The following is a 20,150-nucleotide window of genomic DNA, read 5'->3' on the forward strand; positions in this document are numbered from 1 at the left end:
TGATAGAAACCTCAATTTAACTTGTACTCAAACTTGACATAGGACCACTTTGATATTTTTCAACATCCGGTAATTTATTATATTCTTCTGGAGATAACCAACGTATTGCTTCGTCATTTACCGCCCTATCAACTTGATTATATGTTTGATCTGATGTGATGATAACATCGTCTTCAATATCATCAATCCAAGGAATCAAATTTTTTAAATACTTTAATTCCCATTTATATCCATATAGTTCTTTCATCAATTCTCTTTTTTCGTGTCTTATCTCTTTTACTTGTTCAGCAGCTTTCGGTGCTCGTATTTTTTTAGTTCTTAAATGATATTCTATGGCTTCATCTCTGGCTGTCCTATAGTCAGATAATACAGTAGCAATTACGGGAAATTGCGAAATGGAAGAGTTTTCAAATTGAATTATTATTTCTTTTTCTTTTTTCCAGAGTGATTTTTCCCTTGCTAGATGTTTATCAAATTCTTCTTTTTTTTGATTTAATTTATTTTGTAAAAATAATAATTGTCCTTTTTTATGATTTATTATTTGATTTAAATCATCAATTTTTGATGACATCCGCATAACAATATATAAAAAAATAACAATGCAAATTCCTATAAGCCAAAATGGAATAAACATGGCAGTCACTTCCTATTCATCGACATATAATAGTTAATTCCTGTATTTACAATTTACCCCTAAGTTCAACTGCCTTGCCCAGTATTTGTACGGGCAATTTTTTTATCTCCTTATTAGAATAAAAGTGCGGTTCATATACGCTGGTATTGGTTGCAATAAGTGTAATTCCATCAGTTTGTTTCTTTACTCTTTTTACTGTAGCTTCGTTTCCATTTACAAGTATTATTGCAATATCTCCGGATTCTACATCGTCCTGGCGTTTAACAATTACAACGTCTCCGTCTAACATCCGCGGTTCCATTGAGCGACCGTGGATTTTTAATGCAAAAAATTTGCCAGTTGCCGCAAGTTCTGGAGTAATTTCTTCATAATCTAGGATATCTTCTGTGGTTTCAATGGGAATGCCAGTAGCTATGCAACCTAAAACGGGTATCTTTACGCCTTTCCCGGGATTTTGATTTATTCCAACGCTTCTTATTGGAGATATACCCATTAACCAATCAAAAGAAACGTTAAAATAGCTACATATTTTCTTTTTGATATTATCATCCGGAGTACTTTTATTATGCTCATAAAGAGAAATGGTGGATTTTGATATCCCTAAAACTTTTCCCAGTTCATCGCCTGTCATTCGTTTTTCTATTCTCAAATTTTTTATTCTGCTTCCCAATGTACTCATATAAACACCATCTTTTAGGTGAAATCCCATAAACTAGATATTTTTAATATAACTCATAATTTTGATTACGTAAACTTCTATTAAATACTTTTCTTTTTATTAATAGCTGGAAGCATACTAATTGTGGTCATTCATAAAGGACCATGTTTTTTTAATTAGAAATAAAAAAGAACATTTGATTTATAGTGACCAGGCCAATCAGTCTACAGTTGCTCCCAACGGCAGCTCAGTTTCGGTCTTGTCCGACAATAATGTTGGGGACGAACAAGACAGTATGCCAGCATCTGCAAAATCAAATGTTCTTTCTGACTTAATTATATTCTAAAAGGCAAAAATAGGGAATAAAGTTGATGCATTTTCTGTTGAGCCAGATACTTCTATATTGGTTCGTATCTTACGTTAGTATGAAATTTGAAGACTTATCAGAATTTAGACTCAACAATAAAACAAGAACCAGCTATTGACCGTACCTCCAAAAGAGCGCTTCAATAGAAACGGGATATCTTGGGCCAATGACATCAATAACTGGTTCTAATATTGGTACGTAACTTTCTGCGAAATGTAAATGGTAATTGAGGGAATTACCTATACTCTGAATCAATTACCAGCCAGGGGTCCGGCGGCCGTCTGGACTGGGGATGGTGGATAGGGCGGCCAGTAGTACGGGGTGCCGATGGTGGCAATATAGAAAATAAGAGACATTTTTAGTCTTTTCTGATATACTGGAACTGTATGAAAAGAGTTTGGAAGTGAGGGGACACACATGATTACTTGCAACGGCAACGGCAGCTTTGACATGCTGGTTATTGGCGTCGATAAGAGGATGAAAGCCCTGCAGCGGGTACCCAAGGAGGATGTAAAGGCCCTGAAGGTATTTGTTGAGGAGCGGCCTGATATCGTAGATTATACATCGCTCTGTGTATTTCATTGTGCCAGTGGCAGCAAGGTGCACACGTATCTCCTGGTAGGGCTGGATAATAAGCCGGTACAGTATGCGACGTATGAGGATTTCCGCGTCGGCCGTAAAATCATGCAGGCTGCACGGAAGGAGAAGGTCCGGGAGCTGGCTCTTTTAATCGATACGCTGGAAATGGATATTCCATCGCTCATCGACAGCCTGTTGTATCAGAATTATGAATTTATCCAGTATAAGACCCAGGCGTCGCCCAATCTGGTCAAGAATATCAATCTGATCACGGCGAGTCTGCAGATCAAAGAGCTGAATACGCTCTGCTACGTGTATTCGTCGGTCTACGAAGGAATTTATCTGGCACGGGATCTGACGAATATGCCATCCAATGAGCTGACGCCACGGAAATTCGCCGACTGGGTACAGGAGTTGTGCAAGGGAGAAAATATTCACGTCGAATCGCTCAACAAATGGAATCTGGAAAAACGCCATATGGGCGGCATTGTAGCCGTCGGCAAGGGCAGTATGAATCCGCCGCAGCTCGTGTCAGTGCTGTATCAGGGCGACCCGGACAGTAAGGAAGTGCTAGGGCTTGTCGGCAAGGGGATTCTCTATGACAGCGGCGGTCTGTCCCTCAAATCCCATGCCAATCTGGAATTCATGAAAGACGATATGGCAGGAGCCGCTGTAGTCCTGGGTGTCATCCGGGCACTCATGCTCCTCAAGTATCCCGTCAATGTGCTGGCTGTCATGCCACTGGCGGAAAATATCCCGTCGGGCATGTCTTATCGCGTTGATGATGTCATCACCATGTACAACGGCAAGACCGTAGAAATCAAGAATACCGATGCCGAAGGCCGCCTGGTCCTTGCCGATGCCGTAGCCTATGCCCAGGATAAGGGCGCAACGCGGATCATCGATTTCGCTACTCTGACCGGAGCCTGTGTGACGGCTCTCGGGACGGTGCGCAGTGGCATGGTCGGCAATGATCAGGAATGGATGAACCGCATTTTTACACTGGCAGAACGGGTCCATGAAAAGGTATGGCAGTTCCCGGCGGACCGGGAGTATGAAAAGCAGCTCCAGAGCGATATTGCCGATTTGAAAAATGTCGGCGGTCCCGAAGCCGGGGCGATTACGGCCGGCCTCTTCATCCGCCAGTTCATCAAGGAAGGGACGCCGTGGATTCATTTTGATATTGCCGGGACGGCTTTTCTGGAAAAGAAAGATGACATGGGCTATATAGGCGCGACGGGGACGGGAATCAAGACGGTCCTGGAATGGCTCAAAGGAGGCGGGTCTGTATGAAAGTAGATCTGCATATGCATACGACTTGTTCCGATGGTTTGTATACGCCGGAACAGCTGACACAGATGGCTGTAGAGGCGGGGCTGTCTGTCATGGCCATTTCCGACCATGATACGGTCGCTGCTTATTCGGGGCATACCTTTGCTCCGGGGGTACGGGTCATTCCGGCTATTGAAATGAGCAGTGATTACGATGGAGAAGATGTCCATGTCCTGGGCTATTATATCCATCCCGGCCAGAAAGACCTGATGGACTACTGCGCGCGGTTCAAACAGCGGCGGCTGGACCGGGCTCTGGAAATCGCAGATAAATGCGTATCTCTCGGTTATGATATCGACCGCCGGCAGATAGAGGATATGCTCGCCAAGGGCGGTACCGTAGGCCGGCCTCATATTGCCCGCATGCTCGTAGCCAGAGGGTATTTCCCCGATGTAAAGGCGGTCTTCGATACCATATTGTATCGTGGCGGTCCAGCTTATGTGCCGTATCACCGCCTGACCGTCGATGCCTGTATCGACCTGATCCATAAGGCGGGAGGGCTGGCTTTCCTGGCTCATCCGGGCCTGTTGAAGCGAACCTTGTCCCAGGTCCTGCAGTTTTCCTTCGATGGGCTGGAAGTCTATCACCCCAATAACCGCGGCCGCTGTGACGAATTCCTGCGCATTGCCCGGGATCATCACTGGCTGGTCAGCGGCGGTTCCGATTTCCACGGCGTGCCGGGCCGCTTCCCGGAAACGGTCGGGACCTATGCCGTAGAGGGAGAATGGGTACAGGATATACTGACGTATCCGCAGGTGCAGGCCGGAAACGTATAACCGGTGCGGATGCGGTGCAGGCAGGAAAGAAAGGATGATGAACGATGCATATTACCGGTTTTATCGGTGCCAGCGGGACAGGGAAGAGTTATCATGCCCTGGTCGTAGCCCACGAAAGGAATATCGACTGTATCATCGATGACGGCCTGCTCATCTATCAGAACCGCATCATCGCCGGTCAGTCTGCCAAAGAGGAATCGAACCGCATGCAGGCCGTGCGCCGGGCTATTTTCCTTGATCCGGCCCATGCAGAGGCCGTCCGCAAGGCTCTCGGGACAATCCAGCCGCCACGGCTGCTCATCCTGGGCACGTCGAAGCACATGATATGCCGTATCTGCGAGGCCCTGCGCCTTCCTTATGCCAGTGACTATATCCGTATCGAAGATGTGTCGTCGGCAGCAGAAATCGCCAAAGCCCGGGATATCCGCCTGAAGGAGGGCAAACATATCATCCCCGTTCCGACGATGGAGCTGAAATCTCATTTCCATGGGTATCTCCTCGATCCCATCCGCTCCTTCCTGTCTGGCCGTGGCGGCAGGAAAGCCGGTGTGGAGCAATCCGTCGTGCGCCCTGTGTTCAGCTATTACGGCAAACTCGTCTTTTCCGATGACGTCCTCTTTGCTCTCGTCCGCCATACACTGAACGGCATGACCGGTATCGCCCGGGTCAACCGGGTCAAGGTGGCCAAGAACTACTTGTCCCATGCCAATGGCCTGGCCATCATCCTGACGTTGACCATTTATTACGGGGAAAATATCCGCCAGCTCCTGCACAAGGTCAAAGACGAGGTACAGCAGTCTGTGGAATACACTACGGGAATGTCCGTGGATGTTATGAAAATTACCATTCGTGGCATTGCGCCCCGTCCTTGACAGTCCACAGGGGCCATGCTACCATTATTTATAACTGCATATGAGCTGTCAGGTGTCGCAAGACTCAATAGAAAAGCCGGTATAAGCCGGCGCGGTCCCGCCGCTGTAAGGAGGAGCGCTGCTGCAGAAACGTCACTGTACATCCGTATGGGAAGGCGCAGCAGGGTCATGAATCCGAGCCAGAAGAACTGCCTGACAAAGAATCACCGGCAGACCTGCGAGCGATGGGGAGGGGGATTAGGACTCTGTTCTGTATAAACCGTAAGGATGACGTATCCCTGCGGTTTTTTTATGTCTTGGTATATAGGAGTGGTAGCACCATGGAAGCGATTACGAATGGATTTTTATTGTTTCATAAGGGCGGGATTGTCATGTACATCCTCCTGTTGTGTTCCCTGTTTGTCGTCTATATCGGCATGGAACGGGCTATTTTTTATACTCACATGGACGCAGGAGCCGCCTTTGCCCGGAATTTTTATACGTATATGAAACTGGGACAGTACGACAAAGCCCGCGAACTGGCAGAAGAAAGCCGGGGCGGCCTGGCCTATATCCTGCGCGATGTGTTCGCCGGCCGTACAGGACGGGATGTGCGCGCTTATATAGAACTGCAGTCGGGCATTCTCATGGCAAAGCTGCGCAGCCGCCTGTACTATCTCAGCGTCGTCGTAACTCTTGGGCCAATTCTGGGCCTCCTTGGCACCATCAGCGGCATGATCCGGGCATTCAGTATATTTAACGTACAAACTGGCCAGTCAGCCGCTATCACCGGCGGCGTCGGGGAAGCACTTATTGCAACGGCTTTCGGCCTCTGCGTTGCTATTCTGGCACTTTTGATCCACTCCTATTTTACCCAGCGTCTGGACCGGATCATCACCGATATGGAACTGTGCTTTTCGGCTCTCGAAACGGTGCCCCGGGAAAAGGAGGACTGAGCCATGCGTTTACGGGATCCGCGGTACTTCAAACAGCCGTCGTTTATGATTATCCCTATGATCGATGTCATGTTCTTTCTCCTGGTCTTTTTCATGATGACTTCCCTGTCCATGGTCGATCTGCGTACCATGGGCGTCCAGCTTCCCTTTGCTTCCCAGGCAGAGCAGCAGCCGGCGGCACAGTACGTCGTCACCCTGCGCAGGGACGGCTCGCTCTGGCTGGATGATGCGCCCATCGATAAGGAAACGCTGCTGGCGTCGGCCCGGGAACAGCAGCAGAAAGACAGCCGGTTCAACGTCGTCGTCCGTGCCGATAAGGGCATGAATTATGGCGATGTCATGGCCCTCCTTGATGACTTCAAGCGCGTGGGAGTCGTCCAGCTCGGACTGGCTGCAGAAAGTGGGGCAGAGCCGTGAAATGGGAAAAGAAGAAAGGACGCGTCGCAGCCGGCCTGTCTGTTTCCCTCCACGCGGCGGCCTATCTGGCCCTGGCGGCAGGCGGCTTTTTTACCATTGCCTACAACTACACCCGCCAGGAGCCCGGTGCCATTACGGTCTATAATGCCAATGACCTGGCTGGGGCCGGCGGCCGTGATGCCGCTGGGATGGACTATAATGCCGGGTCTTCCGGCGATCCGTCGCTTTCAACTGGTGCAGGAAGCCGTGATGAGACTGTGGCAAAGGAACCGGCTCTAACAGATCCTGCCGGGAATACGTATTATCGGAAAGCGGCACAGACCGTCGCGGCAGCCAGTCAGTCTGTCCGGTCCGGAGCCGTGCGTGAGGCATCCTCTGTTGCCGGCCATGGCGGAGGAAGCGGACGGGCTGCCGGACCGGGTACGTCCCAGAACGTGGCACCGTCCGGTTCCATCCACATCGCCGGTGCCGTAGCGGATTTCCTTGATACGGTACGGGAGATGCTGCCAGATATCCCCGAACAGACAAAGACGGAACCGCCTTCGCCATCCGTCCCGCCCCGTCAGTCCAATACGACGATTATCACCCAAAAGGAAATCCAGACCCACCGGGATCAGACGGTACAGGAAGCGCTGCAGCGCGTGACCGGTGTCACCGTCAACGAACAGGTACCGGGCATTTCTTCCTTTGTGAAACTTAACGGCGATGACCGGGTGCTCATCCTCGTCGATGGACAGAGCCTGGCCAACGCTCAGGGAAGCGGCTACGGAAGGGGCAGTGTAGATCTAACCAGTCTGCCCGGCGCAGCATCTATCGACCATATCGAAGTGACGAAAGGCAGCGGATCTGTCCGCTATGGCAGCGGTGCCGTCGGCGGTGTCATCAATATCGTTACGAAAAAAGCAGATCACAACGAATCGTCTCTTTCGGCTTATACCGGTTCCTGGGGCATGCATGGCTACACCCTCACGAACAGTGGCAGGCAGGGGAATACGTCCTGGCTGGTAAGCGGCAGCATGGAACGGCGCCAGTATTATGCCTTTCCCCATGGCATCAATACGGATCATTCCCGCGGTGATATTTTCCGCCAGTCCTTTAACCTGAGACTGGATCAGGACCTGACCAAAGATAGTTCCCTTACGGTCAAGGCCTATCATCAGGATTACCGTGGCCATGGCTCGACGTTCCTGCCATCGTATTCCCGTTCCCTGCCCCGGAACCTGCGGAAAGAGCGCCTGCCGGGCTGGTATCTCAGCGACAATAAGGTGATTGAACGACTGATCAACAATTACAGCCTGACATATAATTTTCATACCCGTTCGTCCCAGCCGGGTTTTTTCCGTTATTTCAACGATTATCAGCGCACGTTCTGGACCAATCATTTCCTGACCCGGACGCAGGGCCTGGAATGGCAGAATAACTGGCAGCTCGGACCTCATCAGCATGTGACGGCCGGCGCCGAGTGGACAGAGGACATGGGGACCAATTACGAGGCCCATTACATAGACAAGAAACGGCATAACAAAGCTATATACGCAGAAGATGCCCTGACATTCGGCAAGTGGACCGTGACGCCGGGATTGCGGATCGACGATAACAGTACCTTCGGCGTGCACCAGACACCGCGCCTGGCCATGAATTTTAAGGCCAATGACGCCTTCAACGTCTACGCTTCCTGGGGCCGCGTCTTTTCGCCGCCGCGGCTCAACGACCAGTTCTATGTGACGAGCTCTTCGCGGGGAAAAGAAGACCTGCAGCCGGAAGAAGGCTATACGCAGACGCTGGGATTCCAATATCAAATTCATCCCAAATCGTACCTCGAAGCCAGTATTTTCCATAGCCATCTGCGCAATGTCATCCGCTGGAACCGCAGCGTCACACCCCATGAAGCAGAAAATCTCGATGAAGAGGATAAACGGGGCCTGGAAGTGACGTGGAAGCAGAAAGTCAATGATCATTGGGACTGGACTGCCGGCTATTCCTATATCCGTACGCGGACAGACAGTGGACAGGGACTGGTCTTTGACGAGACGTATAATCAGCCCAACGGCTATCATGCCGGTGTGACCTATCACAGTAAGAAATGGCAGGCTTCTGTCGATATGACGGCAGGTACGGGCCGGAATGATACGTATTACAGCAACAATTCCTACGTCGTATGGAACGGCAGCGTCAGTTATGTAGCCAACAAGGATACGACCATCTATGGGAAAATCAATAATTTCAATGACGAAAGCTATGATTTGTATCACAATTATCCTGCCAGCGGCCGGAACTGGCAGATAGGTATCCAAAAGAAATTCTAGGAGGTGTCGGGAATGAAGAAATACATATGGCCTGTCTTTGTCCTCATGGGGCTGCTGGCCTGTCTGGGCCTTGCAGGATGCGGTCCGGAAAAACAGCCGTCATCGGCTTCGTCTGCCGTATTTGCCCAGGTGACCGATGATGCGGGCCGTACGGTAACGATTAAAGAAAAGCCGAAGCGCATTGTCGTCCTTTCCACGTCGCTGCTCAATTTTGCTGATGCCGTCGATGGTGATCTTGCCGGACGGGCGTCGGTCAGGTCGGACGCGGCGGAACTGCCGGAACGATATGCTGATGTCCCTGAAGTCGGGCCTGTCTACAATGTAAGCGTAGAAAAAATCATGGCCTGCCAGCCCGACCTGGTACTGGCCAATAAAAACCAGCACGAAAAACTCATCCCCCTGCTGGAACAAAACGGCGTGCCCGTCCTGGCCTTGACAACCAAGACGTACGACGATGTGAAGCGGAATCTGGCGCTCGTAGGAACACTCTACGGCAAAGAAGACCTGGCACAGGAAAAAATCGCTGCCATGGACAAAGAGATACAGGCTGTCAAAGAAGCCATCCCCAACGACCATCTGACCATCGCCATCCTCCATGCGACGCCCAGCAATGTCAGCCTGGAACTGGACAAGAGCATCGCCGGTGATGTGGCGCGTATCCTTGGATTTACTAATGTAGCCCAGGATGCAGCCGATACACTCGACGGCAGTGCCGAAAAGGTACCGTACAGCATGGAAGCGCTCGTAGAAAAGGACCCCCATGTCATTTTTATTACGTCCATGGGCAGAAGTGATAAAATCGAAAGCAGGCTCCGACAGGATGTGGAAAGCAGCCCGGCCTGGCAGACCCTTTCGGCGGTGCGGCAGAAGCGGGTGTATGTACTGCCGGAAAATCTGTTTCTCCTCAATCCAGGCCTGAACTATCCTGAGGCCGTCGCCTATATGGCAAAAGCCGTGTATCCCGAGGTCGTTCACTGATGGGGTGGCGCTGGCTGAAACGGCTCATACTGCTCGGGACCTTTGCCGTGCTGGCTCTGGGCGGTATCGTCCTGTCGGTCACCCAGGGGGCGGCTTCTGTCACATCGACAGAAGCCCTGCAGTTTCTCTTTGTCCCCGATGATAGCACCTTGTGTCAGATTATCTGGAATATCCGTCTGCCGCGGGCTGTGACCGGCGCACTGGTCGGTATGAATCTGGCTCTTTCCGGGGCCATACTCCAGGCGGTCATGCGCAATCCTCTGGCGGACCCTCATATTATCGGCATTTCATCCGGGGCGGGTCTCACGGGCATCGCCATCCTGATCTTGTTCCCGGCCTATACGTATCTCATGCCGGCCGCTGCCTTTACGGGTGCCATGGTAGCAGCTATCATGATTTATATTCTGGCCTGGAAAAATGGCATCAAGCCCGTGCGCATCATTCTGGCCGGCGTAGCCGTATCGGCCTTTCTTGGCGCTGCCATTTCCAGTCTGCTCATTTTCTACAGCGACCGCGTCCACGGCGCCCTGCTGTGGATGGTAGGGGGATTGGCTGCCCGCAGCTGGCACGATGTGACCCTCATCGTGCCCTATACGCTGGCCGGGCTGACCCTGTCGCTGGCAGGAGCCTATTATCTCAATCTGCTGCAGCTCGGCGATGACATGGCCCGCGGCCTGGGATTATCGGTCGAACGGGCCCGGCTGGGGCTGACGGCTATTGCGTCGCTCCTGGCGGCCAGTGCCGTAAGTGTGGCCGGACTCTTAGGATTTGTCGGGCTTATCGTGCCCCACATGGTGCGCCTCCTGGGAGGGACGGATTACCGCTATATTATACCGGGGGCGGCTCTTCTGGGGATGGCAGTCGTGACCTGGTGCGATACGGTTGCCCGGGTCATTCTGGCGCCGGTGGAACTGCCCGTCGGCATCATCATGGCCTTTCTGGGAGCACCGTTTTTTCTGTACCTGCTGAGGAGGGAACTGTGATGGATACACCGCAAGCCGTATCACTGAATCATATATCGGTGACGCTGGGAGATACCCCGGTCCTGCATGATATCAGCCTGAGCGTGGCACCGGGAGAATTTCTCTCCATCATCGGGCCTAACGGGTGTGGCAAAAGCACGCTCCTCAAGGTCATCTGCCATATGATCCGGCCACAGTCGGGACAGGCATGTCTGTACGGCAGGCCCCTTTCGTCGTACAGTCGTCGCCAGCTGGCCCGCCATATGGCTATACTGACGCAGAAACACGACATTCCCGAGGACATGACCGTATATGAACTGGTCAGCCTGGGACGGTTTCCCTACCGGACCTTTTACCGCCGTTCTTCCACGGTGGAAAGGGAAATTATCGACAAGGCCATGGCAGACGCCGGCATCCAGTCCTGCCGGGACCGTCTGGTCCATACGCTGTCCGGAGGAGAGCAGCAGCGGGCGTTTCTGGCTATGACGCTGGCCCAGGAACCGCAGATCCTGCTCCTCGATGAACCGACGACGTACCTCGATATCCGCCATCAGCTGGATATATTGGAGCTCTTAAAGCATCTGAATGAAACGCTCCATCTTACGATAATCGTCGTGCTCCATGATATGAATCAGGCTCTACGGTACAGCCACCGCACGATGGTTATGAAAGAGGGGCGTATCATTGCCGGAGGCCCGCCGCAGGAAGTCATTACACCAGCACTGCTGCAGGATGTATTCGGCATATGCGGGGAGTCCGTCGTCACGTCTTCAGGCCGCCGCGTCCTCGTTTTTTAAGGGCTGGCAGGCCGGCATAGTTCGTGTTATAATTGAGAAAAAAGTAGTATACACTATATAGCAGGATAACCTATGGATACTTACGAAATCGTACAAGGAAAAAAATTGCGCTGCGGCTATACGACAGGAAGTTGTGCCGCTGCCGCCGCCAAGGCAGCGGCCCGTATGCTCTTTACCCAGAAGCCGGTTGCCAACGTGCGCCTCATGACGCCCCGCGGCATTATGCTGGATCTGGAGCCGGAAGATGTGATTATCCGGCCGGACCGGGTGACCTGTGCCATCCGCAAGGATAGCGGTGATGACCCCGATATTACCGACGGCATTCTCGTCTACGCCTCGGCAGAAAAAACAAAGCAAGGCATCTGCCTCCGCGGTGGTCCCGGTGTGGGCCGTGTGACCCGTGACGGCCTTTCCTGCCGCAGGGGAGGTCCTGCCATCAATCCAACGCCACGGCGCATGATAGAAGAAGCCGTGCGTACAGAAGCGCAAAAGGCCGGGTATACGAAAGGGCTGGTCGTCACTATTTCCATTCCCGGCGGAGAAGAGCTGGCGGCTCGTACGTTCAATCCCCGCCTGGGCATCGAAGGGGGACTGTCCATTCTCGGCACGTCCGGCATTGTCGATCCCATGAGTGAACAGGCCCTGATCGATACGATTCATACGGAAATGAATTCCCGCAAGGCTGGCGGCGTGCGCCACCTCCTTGCTTTTTTTGGCAATTACGGTGTCGATTTCAGCCGTGACAGGCTGCACCTCGACGTATCGAAGCGCGTTACCTGCAGCAATTACGTCGGCGAACTTCTCGATTATGCCGTCTATGAAGGATTTGAAGATGTCCTGCTCATCGGCCATACGGGAAAACTCATCAAACTGGCTATGGGCATCATGAATACCCATTCCCGCTATGCTGACGGGCGCATGGAATTCATGGCTCTCCAGGCTATGCTCTGTGGTGCCGGCCGGAATACGGGCCGCCGGATTTATGAGTGTACGACCACCGATAAGGCCGTAGAGATACTGATAGAAACGCAGCTGCTGGAACCGGTCATGACGGCTGCGGCAGAGAAAATTCAATACTACATGGACCAGCGGGTCCACCACGATATCCGCTGTGGTGCCATGATGTTTTCCAATAGTTACGGTGTGCTGGCCAAAACTCCTCACGCAGATGAACTCCTGGCCGTTCACCAGAAGGAGATGGGTGAATGAAAAAAGGAACGTTATATTGCGTCGGCATGGGTCCGGGTGACCCGGAGCTTCTGACTTTCAAGGCCTGGCATGCTTTATGCCACTGCCCCGTGCTGGCACTGCCGGAAGACCAGAGCGGCCGTCAGACTGCCGCCACTATCCTGAAAGAAGCGGCAGCCCGGCAGGACGGACTGTATATGGATGAAAAGACCATGCTGTCCCTGACCTTTCCCATGACCCGTGATGCGGCGGTATTGCAAAAAGCCCATGAAGACGCATCGCAGAAGGCCGCTGCTGTCCTCGACCAGGGACTGGATATAGCACTCATTACCCTGGGCTGCCCGACGGTCTATGCGTCGTGTATGTATATTCAGAAAGAAATCCGCCGCAGGGGCTATAATACAGTCGTCATTCCCGGTATTACCAGTTTTTCGGCGGCCGCGGCCCGTCTGGGGCAGTCCCTGTGTGAAAAAGACGAACCCCTTCTCATCGTACCGGCCGGACGGGACGATATACCGGACCTCCTGGACGTACAAGGAAGCAAAGTCCTCATGAAGGTGCCCCGCCATATGGGTGCGTTAAAAAAACAGCTGCAGGAAAAAGGCCTGTTGTCCTGTGCGTCTCTGGTAGAACGCTGCGGCCTTCCCGGAGAACGGGTATGTACGGATATACGCGATGTAGACGATACAGGATATTTTTCTGTGATTCTCGTAAGACAGGAGGATGACCTATGATATATTTTGTCGGAGCCGGCCCGGGAGCCGTCGATCTCATAACCGTACGGGGCCAGAAACTGCTTGAAGAAGCAGACCTCATTATTTATGCTGGATCGCTGGTCAATCCGCATCTGCTCCAGTTTGCAAAAGAAGGATGCCACATCTGCAACAGCGCCTCCATGACACTGGAAGATGTCCTCCGCGAAATGGAGCAGGCTGAGAAAAAAGGCTGGATGACGGTCCGCCTGCATACGGGCGACCCCTGCCTGTATGGCGCTATCCGCGAGCAGATGGACGCCTTGGACCAGCGGCATATTGCCTATACGTATGTGCCAGGCGTTAGTTCTTTTTCCGCCGCAGCCGCTGCCGTCCGCAAAGAATACACCCTGCCCGGCATCAGCCAGTCGGTCATTATCACCCGCATGGAGGGACGGACTCCTGTACCGGACGGGCAGCGCATTGCCGACTATGCGGTTCATCATGCGACCATGGTCATTTTCCTCAGCACGGGCCTTCTGGACAAACTGCAGACTGAACTCATCCGTGGCGGATACGCAGAGGATACGCCGGCAGCTATCGTATACAAGGCATCCTGGCCGGATGAACGGGTCTTTTACTGCACCGTCTCGACTCTGGTAGAAACGGCAGCAGCTGCCGGGATTACCCGGACGGCACTCATCCTGGTCGGTGATTTCCTCGATGGCTCCTATGACCGGAGTAAGTTATATGACCCGGCCTTTACCCATGGATACCGCAAAGCGTTCCAATAGCTCGTGTGAGAGGAGATGAAACGATGAAGGCAGTCTTGTTTTCCTTTACCCGGCGCGGTGCCAGACTCAGTATTTCCGTACAATCGTATCTGAAACTGTGTGGCTGGCAGGTCCGGGCATTGACAGGAAAGAAATTTATTTCCCTCGATTCCAAGCTGGAAGAAATCGAACCGGATCTGGTCAGTTGTACCGGCCAGGCTTTTTCTGAAGCAGAACTTCTAGTCTTTATCGGGGCATCGGGCATTGCCGTGCGCAGTATTGCCCCGTATATTAAAAGCAAGACGACTGATCCGGCCGTCCTGGTCATCGATGAAAAAGGGCAGTATGTCATTCCCCTCCTTTCGGGACACATAGGCGGTGCCAACCAGATGTCCCGGAAACTGGCAGGTTATCTCCATGGCCAGCCGGTCATTACGACGGCGACCGATGTCAATCATCTCTTTGCCGTCGATGAATGGGCGGCACGGAATCACATGGTCATTTCGTCCATGCGGGAAGCCAAGGCATTCTCGGCAGGCCTTTTGGACGGCGGCCCTGTCGGGGTATACAGTGATTTCCCAGTAGAAGGCGCACTGCCGGAAGGTCTGGAAATGCAGCCGTCAGGACCTCTTGGCATGGCGGTCACTCTTAGTCAGGATTGTTATCCCTTTGCCGAAACGGTCGTGCTCCGGCCGCGCATCATCCACCTGGGCATCGGCTGCCGCAAGGATACGCCGGAGGAAGCTATCAGCCGCCTCGTGCTGCGGGAATTGCGCCGCCTGCGCATTAGTCTGAATCTCGTCGCCGATATTGCGACCATCGATATAAAGAAACAGGAAACGGGCCTGCTGCATTTCGCCAGGAATAATGCCATCCCCATTCATTTTTATTCGGCAGAGCAGCTAAATGCGGCGCCGGGTCTGGGATTTGCCTCGTCCCGGTTCGTACAGAAAACGACGGGGACCGACAATGTCTGTGAACGGGCTGCCGTACTGGCCAGCCGGGGAGGCCGTCTGCTGTTGCATAAAACCGTCCGCGATGGCGTGACGTTGGCCATTGCCTGTGAAGAATTCTGCGTCAATTTTGAAATGATGGAGTAACCCTATGAATAAAAAATTATATGTCATCGGTATCGGGCCCGGCTCTCGTGAGGAAATGACTTTCCGGGCTGCTCACGCACTGGAAGAATGTGATGTCATTGCTGGTTATAAGACTTATACGGACCTCATCCGGGCCGATTATCCAGATAAAGACTATATCGTTACGGGCATGACGAAAGAGACGGACCGCTGCCGCATGGCTCTGGAACGGGCACAGGATGGCGCCTGTGTCGCTCTCGTATCCAGTGGCGATGCTGGCGTCTATGGCATGGCCGGCCTGGTGTATCAGCTGGGCACCGCCTATCCCGATGTGGATATTACGGTCATACCGGGGATTACGGCGGCCTGTTCCGGAGCAGCCCGTCTGGGAGCCCCGCTCATGAATGATTTCTGCCTCATTTCCCTGAGCGACCTCATGACGCCGTGGGAAACGATTGAAAAGCGTCTCGACTATGCCGCAGCAGCTGATTTTGTCATCTGCCTGTACAATCCGGGAAGCCACAAGCGGGCTGATTACCTCAGGAAAGCCTGCGCGATTATCTTACGCCATCAGAAGAGAACCGTTCCTGCCGGCCTGGTCCACCATATCGGCCGGCAGGGAGAAGAAACGAAGCTCATGACACTGGAAGAATTGCAGGATGTTGAGGCTGATATGTTCACGACCGTATTCATCGGAAACAGCCAGACGGAAGTCATCGATGGCCACATGGTGACGCCCCGCGGATACAAGCTGCTGTGATGGGGGCGCTTTGGATTATCGGCGGTACAACTGAAGGCCGGGAGCTGGCTGACTATGCCGGCAGAAAGGGAATCGGGACGTATGTCACGGTGGCTACAGCATACGGCGCGTCCCTGATCCAGTCATGGCCGTCCCTTGTGGTCTGTACGGGACGGCTGACCGAGGAGGCTATGGAACGATTCCTGACAGAGCATGCCATTTCCCTGGTAGTCGATGCCAGCCATCCCTATGCGTCAGTCGTGACCGATAACTGCCGTGCGGCCTGTATGCGCCGCCATATCCTGTATATCCGTGTGGCCCGGCCTGTCTCCCCGCACAGGGATGTTCTTGCCGTCTATTCCATGGAAGAGGCGGCAATGGTCCTCAGTCATACAGAGGGAAATGTCTTTCTCACGACGGGCAGTAAGAATCTGGATGTGTTCACTCATGTCCCGTCCTATGAAAAGCGGTTTTACGTACGCATCCTGCCTCTCAGGGATTCGCTGGAACGGGCTTTATCTCTGGGATATGCGCCAGGACATATCATCTGTATGCAGGGACCTTTTTCGGCGGAGCTGAATGTGGCCATGTTCCGTCAGTACAAAGCCCGCTTTGTCGTCACCAAAGATTCGGGAAAACCGGGCGGATTTACAGAAAAACAGGAGGCAGCCCGCATGGCTGGTGCCCGGCTGATTGTCGTCGGACGGCCGCCGGAAACAGGCGATTCGCTGCAGTCCGTAAAGGCGCGGCTCGATGCTCTTTGCCACAACCTATAAGAACAGATGGAGAGGAGAAGAAATGATGGATGTCTATGTCATCGGTATTGGTCCGGGAAATCCGGCTTATCTGACAGAACGGGCCCGTTCTATCATCGCGGCCTGCCCGGTCCTTGCCGGAGACCGGCGTATGCTGGCTCCCTTTGAAATGGAAGGGAAACAGCTCGTCGCGACGTACAAGATGGAGGAACTGCGCCAGCTGGCAGCGTCCCTGCTTCCTGATGGCGGTCCACTGGCCATACTGGTGTCGGGCGATGTCGGATTCTATAGCCTGGCAGCGCTCGTAAAGGACCTGCCGGGATGCCGTATTCATCGCATCCCCGGCATCAGCAGCCTCGTATATTTTGCCTCTCTTTTGCAGACGAACTGGCACGATGCGTACATCGTCAGCCGCCATGGGCGATGCGATTCCCTGACAGAGGCTGTACGCCATCACGGGAAGGTATTCTGCCTCACCGGTGGCAGTGACACGCCGGCCGCCTTATGCCAGACGCTCTGTCATGCCGGGTTGGGACAGGTCCGGGTGGCTGTGGGATGCCGCCTTTCCTATGAAGATGAACAGGTAACCGAAGGTACGGCAGAAGAACTGGCAGGCTGTCCGGAAGACGATTCTCTGGCTGTCATGATGATCTGGAATGACGGGGCCCGTCCATGGCAGCGGCCGGTCCACGGTCTTCCTGACGAGTCTTTCATCCGTGGCAATGCCCCCATGACCAAGCAGGAAATCCGCAGTATCGCCCTGTCCCGGCTGGCACCATCCCCGGATGCCGTCGTCTATGATATTGGGGCCGGTACCGGTTCCTGTACGGTGGAACTGGCTCTTCTGGTCCCGATGGGAGAAGTTTTTGCCTTCGAAATCGATGCCGAGGCCCGGACGGTCCTTGACGCCAATATCGATCATTTTTCCCTGAGCAACGTGACCGTCGTCGCCGGGAACGCCGCCCGGACATTGCCTGATGTGACTGCCGTTCCGGACGCTGTGTTTATCGGCGGGACGAAAGGGAACATATCGGCCATACTGGATGAGATATACCGCAAGAACCCTGCCTGCCGCATCGTCATGACGGCCATCACCGTCGAGACACTGGCAGCGGTTACGGCGTATTATGCAGCCCGTCACGATTATATACTGGATATCACCCAGGTCATGACAGCCCGGTCACGTCATATAGGCAGCAGCCATATGATGATGGCCCAGAATCCCGTGTATATCATGACTGCCGTCTGCAAAACCGCCCCAGACGGAGAGAGGAGAACTTCATGCCCACAGTGAATCTGCCACGCCTCATGATGGCTGCGGCCAGCAGTCGCAGCGGCAAGACGACCGTCGTCTGCACACTCCTGGAACTGCTGCGCCAGCGGAACTACAAGGCAGCTGCTTTTAAGAGTGGGCCCGATTATATTGATCCTATGTTCCATACGCGGGTGCTGGATACGCCGTCGTATAATCTGGATCTGTTCCTCCTGGGACGGGGCGGAAAGGGAAGGCAGGAAGCCTGCCGCCTGTTGGGACGGCATGGCAGACAGAAGAAGATTGCCGTACTGGAAGGAGCCATGGGCTATTACGACGGCATCGGTACGGGCAGTGAAGCCAGTGCCTATGAACTGGCCGCCGCGACGGAAACACCGGTCGTGATCGTCGTCGATGGCCGCGGCAGTGCCCTGACACTGGCGGCCGTTCTAAAAGGGCTGGCTGTGTTTCGCAAAGACAGTCATATTGCCGGTTTCATTGTCAACCGGATAAAACCCATGGTATATGACCGTTACTATCGCGTCTGGGAAAAAGAATCGGGACTTACTGCACTGGGATATCTGCCGGACATGCCGGATTGTTCCTTTTCCAGCCGTCATCTGGGACTGGTGACGGCTTCAGAAATCGAAAACCTGCAGGATATACTGGGAAAGTTAGCCGATGCAGGGGCAAAAAGCCTGGACTGGGATGCGATAATGAAGCTGGCCCGCACGGCTCTGCCTCTTGCCTGGGATGAACCGGAAATGCCGGCTCCGGCAGATACGGTTCGTCTGGCTGTCGCCCGGGATGAGGCATTCTGCTTCTACTATGAAGACAGTCTGGATACCTTGCGGTCTTGTGGGGCGGAGCTGATTTTCTTCAGTCCCCTTCACGACGGCAGCCTGCCTGATTGTGACGGCCTCTATCTGGGTGGCGGCTATCCGGAACTGCATGCACAGGATCTGAGCCGGAACGGGAGCATGCTCACATCCATCCGGCAGGCCATCCGGCAGGGCATGCCCTGTCTGGCTGAATGCGGAGGATTCATGTATCTACATGATTATTACCGCTGTCAGAACGGGCAATTGCTCCCCTGGGCCGGCGTCATTTCCGGCGAAACGTATATGACCGGCAATCTGCGCCACTTTGGCTACGTGACGCTGGAGGCACAACAGGATACGCTTTTGCTATCCCGTGGTGAGACCATGACAGCCCATGAATTCCACTATTCCGTCAGTACTGCCTCTGATGATGCCTGTATGGCCTATAAGGCCGGGAGCAGCCGCCAATGGACATCCATCGTTGCCAGAGGCCGCCTCTTTGCCGGGTATCCTCATATCCATCTCTGCGGCTATCCGGACTGTGCATCCCGATTTATCGATGCCTGCCGCCATTTCAGAAAGGAAGTGCAACCATGAAAATAGAACATATCCTGCCTGCTGATATTGAACGGCGCAGTATGGAAATCATCGAAGAAGAACTGGGGGATATTATCCTTCCTACGGAGGAAAAAGATATTATCAAGCGTGTTGTCCATACGACGGCTGATTTTGATTACGTACGGAACCTGCGTTTCAGTCCCAGTGCTATCCGGCGCGGCCTGGAAGCGCTGAAGCATGGCTGCACGATTGTCACCGATACGAATATGGCCTGTATGGGTATCAGCGCGCCAGGACTTAAACGACTTGGGGCCAGCAAAGTGTGCTATATGGCCGATAGTGATGTGGCACAGGCGGCCAGGGCACAGGGGACGACGCGGGCGCAGGCATCTATGGACAAAGCAGCCGGTCTTACAGGGCCACTGATCATAGCCGTCGGCAATGCGCCTACGGCTTTATTGCGGCTGAAAGAACTCATAGAGAACGGGCGGATCAATCCGGATCTGGTCATTGCCGTACCGGTGGGATTCGTAAACGTCGTCTATGCCAAGGAAGAAATCATGGAAGCCGGCGTTCCCTACATCACTGCTATAGGGCGCAAGGGCGGCAGCAATGTCGCGGCGGCTATCTGCAATGCCCTGATTTATAAATTGACGCGCCAGGCCTGACTACCTGGAAGA

The 20,150-nt window shown here is 53.4% G+C and carries 20 protein-coding genes and 1 riboswitch; of the genes, 18 read left to right on the forward strand and 2 right to left on the reverse strand.

The window, feature by feature from the left end; all coding sequences use genetic code 11:
- Positions 1-16: 16 nt before the first annotated feature.
- The gene (locus DW949_RS04405; protein WP_118022039.1) at positions 17-634 is read right to left on the reverse strand and encodes a hypothetical protein; all 618 of its coding nucleotides are present in this window, start codon (positions 632-634) and stop codon (positions 17-19) included.
- A 46-nt stretch (positions 635-680) separates the two neighbouring features.
- A complete protein-coding gene (locus DW949_RS04410) occupies positions 681-1,313 on the reverse strand; it encodes a LexA family transcriptional regulator (protein ID WP_118022040.1) in 633 nt (210 codons plus the stop codon).
- 763 nt (positions 1,314-2,076) lie between these two features.
- Here DW949_RS04410 and DW949_RS04415 point away from each other — a divergent pair.
- The 18 genes from DW949_RS04415 (at position 2,077) to DW949_RS04500 (ending at position 20,138) form a co-directional block, all read left to right on the forward strand.
- The gene (locus DW949_RS04415) at positions 2,077-3,531 is read left to right on the forward strand and encodes a M17 family metallopeptidase (protein ID WP_118022041.1); all 1,455 of its coding nucleotides are present in this window, start codon (positions 2,077-2,079) and stop codon (positions 3,529-3,531) included.
- Positions 3,528-4,346, forward strand: a complete 819-nt coding sequence (locus DW949_RS04420) for a PHP domain-containing protein (protein ID WP_118022042.1) — start codon at positions 3,528-3,530, stop codon at positions 4,344-4,346. The genes DW949_RS04415 and DW949_RS04420 overlap by 4 nt, the downstream gene beginning before the upstream one ends.
- Positions 4,347-4,390: 44 nt before the next feature.
- Positions 4,391-5,218 carry an Asp23/Gls24 family envelope stress response protein gene (locus DW949_RS04425; RefSeq protein ID WP_118022043.1) on the forward strand — a complete coding sequence of 276 codons (828 nt, stop codon included), beginning with the start codon at positions 4,391-4,393 and terminating at the stop codon, positions 5,216-5,218.
- A gap of 33 nt (positions 5,219-5,251) precedes the next feature.
- Positions 5,252-5,429, forward strand: a riboswitch (cobalamin riboswitch).
- Positions 5,430-5,538: 109 nt separating this feature from the next.
- A complete protein-coding gene (locus DW949_RS04430; protein ID WP_118022044.1) occupies positions 5,539-6,153 on the forward strand; it encodes a MotA/TolQ/ExbB proton channel family protein in 615 nt (204 codons plus the stop codon).
- Between the two features lie 3 nt (positions 6,154-6,156).
- Positions 6,157-6,570, forward strand: a complete 414-nt coding sequence (locus DW949_RS04435) for a biopolymer transporter ExbD (RefSeq protein WP_118022045.1) — start codon at positions 6,157-6,159, stop codon at positions 6,568-6,570.
- Positions 6,567-8,876 carry a TonB-dependent siderophore receptor gene (locus DW949_RS04440; RefSeq protein WP_118022046.1) on the forward strand — a complete coding sequence of 770 codons (2,310 nt, stop codon included), beginning with the start codon at positions 6,567-6,569 and terminating at the stop codon, positions 8,874-8,876. Before DW949_RS04435 ends, DW949_RS04440 begins: the two co-directional genes overlap by 4 nt.
- A 12-nt stretch (positions 8,877-8,888) precedes the next feature.
- Positions 8,889-9,854, forward strand: a complete 966-nt coding sequence (locus DW949_RS04445) for an ABC transporter substrate-binding protein (RefSeq protein WP_118022047.1) — start codon at positions 8,889-8,891, stop codon at positions 9,852-9,854.
- Positions 9,854-10,837, forward strand: coding sequence for an iron ABC transporter permease (locus tag DW949_RS04450; RefSeq protein ID WP_118022048.1), 984 nt, complete (start codon positions 9,854-9,856; stop codon positions 10,835-10,837). The genes DW949_RS04445 and DW949_RS04450 overlap by 1 nt, the downstream gene beginning before the upstream one ends.
- Entirely contained in the window at positions 10,837-11,613 is a 777-nt protein-coding gene (locus DW949_RS04455) for an ABC transporter ATP-binding protein (protein WP_118022049.1), read from the forward strand. The genes DW949_RS04450 and DW949_RS04455 overlap by 1 nt, the downstream gene beginning before the upstream one ends.
- 72 nt (positions 11,614-11,685) lie before the next feature.
- Positions 11,686-12,822 carry a cobalt-precorrin-5B (C(1))-methyltransferase CbiD gene (gene cbiD, locus DW949_RS04460; protein ID WP_118022050.1) on the forward strand — a complete coding sequence of 379 codons (1,137 nt, stop codon included), beginning with the start codon at positions 11,686-11,688 and terminating at the stop codon, positions 12,820-12,822.
- Positions 12,819-13,535: a precorrin-2 C(20)-methyltransferase gene (cobI, locus tag DW949_RS04465; RefSeq protein WP_118022051.1), complete on the forward strand. Its 717-nt coding sequence runs from the start codon at positions 12,819-12,821 to the stop codon at positions 13,533-13,535. The genes cbiD and cobI overlap by 4 nt, the downstream gene beginning before the upstream one ends.
- The gene (gene cobM, locus DW949_RS04470) at positions 13,532-14,287 is read left to right on the forward strand and encodes a precorrin-4 C(11)-methyltransferase (protein WP_118022052.1); all 756 of its coding nucleotides are present in this window, start codon (positions 13,532-13,534) and stop codon (positions 14,285-14,287) included. The genes cobI and cobM overlap by 4 nt, the downstream gene beginning before the upstream one ends.
- 23 nt (positions 14,288-14,310) lie before the next feature.
- Entirely contained in the window at positions 14,311-15,366 is a 1,056-nt protein-coding gene (locus DW949_RS04475) for a cobalt-precorrin 5A hydrolase (RefSeq protein ID WP_118022053.1), read from the forward strand.
- 4 nt (positions 15,367-15,370) lie between these two features.
- Positions 15,371-16,105 carry a precorrin-3B C(17)-methyltransferase gene (gene cobJ / locus DW949_RS04480; protein ID WP_118022054.1) on the forward strand — a complete coding sequence of 245 codons (735 nt, stop codon included), beginning with the start codon at positions 15,371-15,373 and terminating at the stop codon, positions 16,103-16,105.
- Positions 16,105-16,860 (forward strand): precorrin-6A reductase, encoded by a 756-nt coding sequence (cobK, locus tag DW949_RS04485; protein WP_233539488.1) that lies wholly within the window; start codon positions 16,105-16,107, stop codon positions 16,858-16,860. The genes cobJ and cobK overlap by 1 nt, the downstream gene beginning before the upstream one ends.
- Positions 16,861-16,882: 22 nt before the next feature.
- Entirely contained in the window at positions 16,883-18,133 is a 1,251-nt protein-coding gene (gene cbiE, locus DW949_RS04490) for a precorrin-6y C5,15-methyltransferase (decarboxylating) subunit CbiE (RefSeq protein ID WP_233539489.1), read from the forward strand.
- Positions 18,121-19,509 (forward strand): cobyrinate a,c-diamide synthase, encoded by a 1,389-nt coding sequence (locus DW949_RS04495; protein WP_233539490.1) that lies wholly within the window; start codon positions 18,121-18,123, stop codon positions 19,507-19,509. The genes cbiE and DW949_RS04495 overlap by 13 nt, the downstream gene beginning before the upstream one ends.
- The gene (locus tag DW949_RS04500) at positions 19,506-20,138 is read left to right on the forward strand and encodes a precorrin-8X methylmutase (RefSeq protein WP_118022057.1); all 633 of its coding nucleotides are present in this window, start codon (positions 19,506-19,508) and stop codon (positions 20,136-20,138) included. Before DW949_RS04495 ends, DW949_RS04500 begins: the two co-directional genes overlap by 4 nt.
- Positions 20,139-20,150 lie beyond the last annotated feature (12 nt).

The organism is Megasphaera sp. AM44-1BH, from assembly GCF_003467125.1.
GTDB lineage: Bacteria > Bacillota > Negativicutes > Veillonellales > Megasphaeraceae > Megasphaera.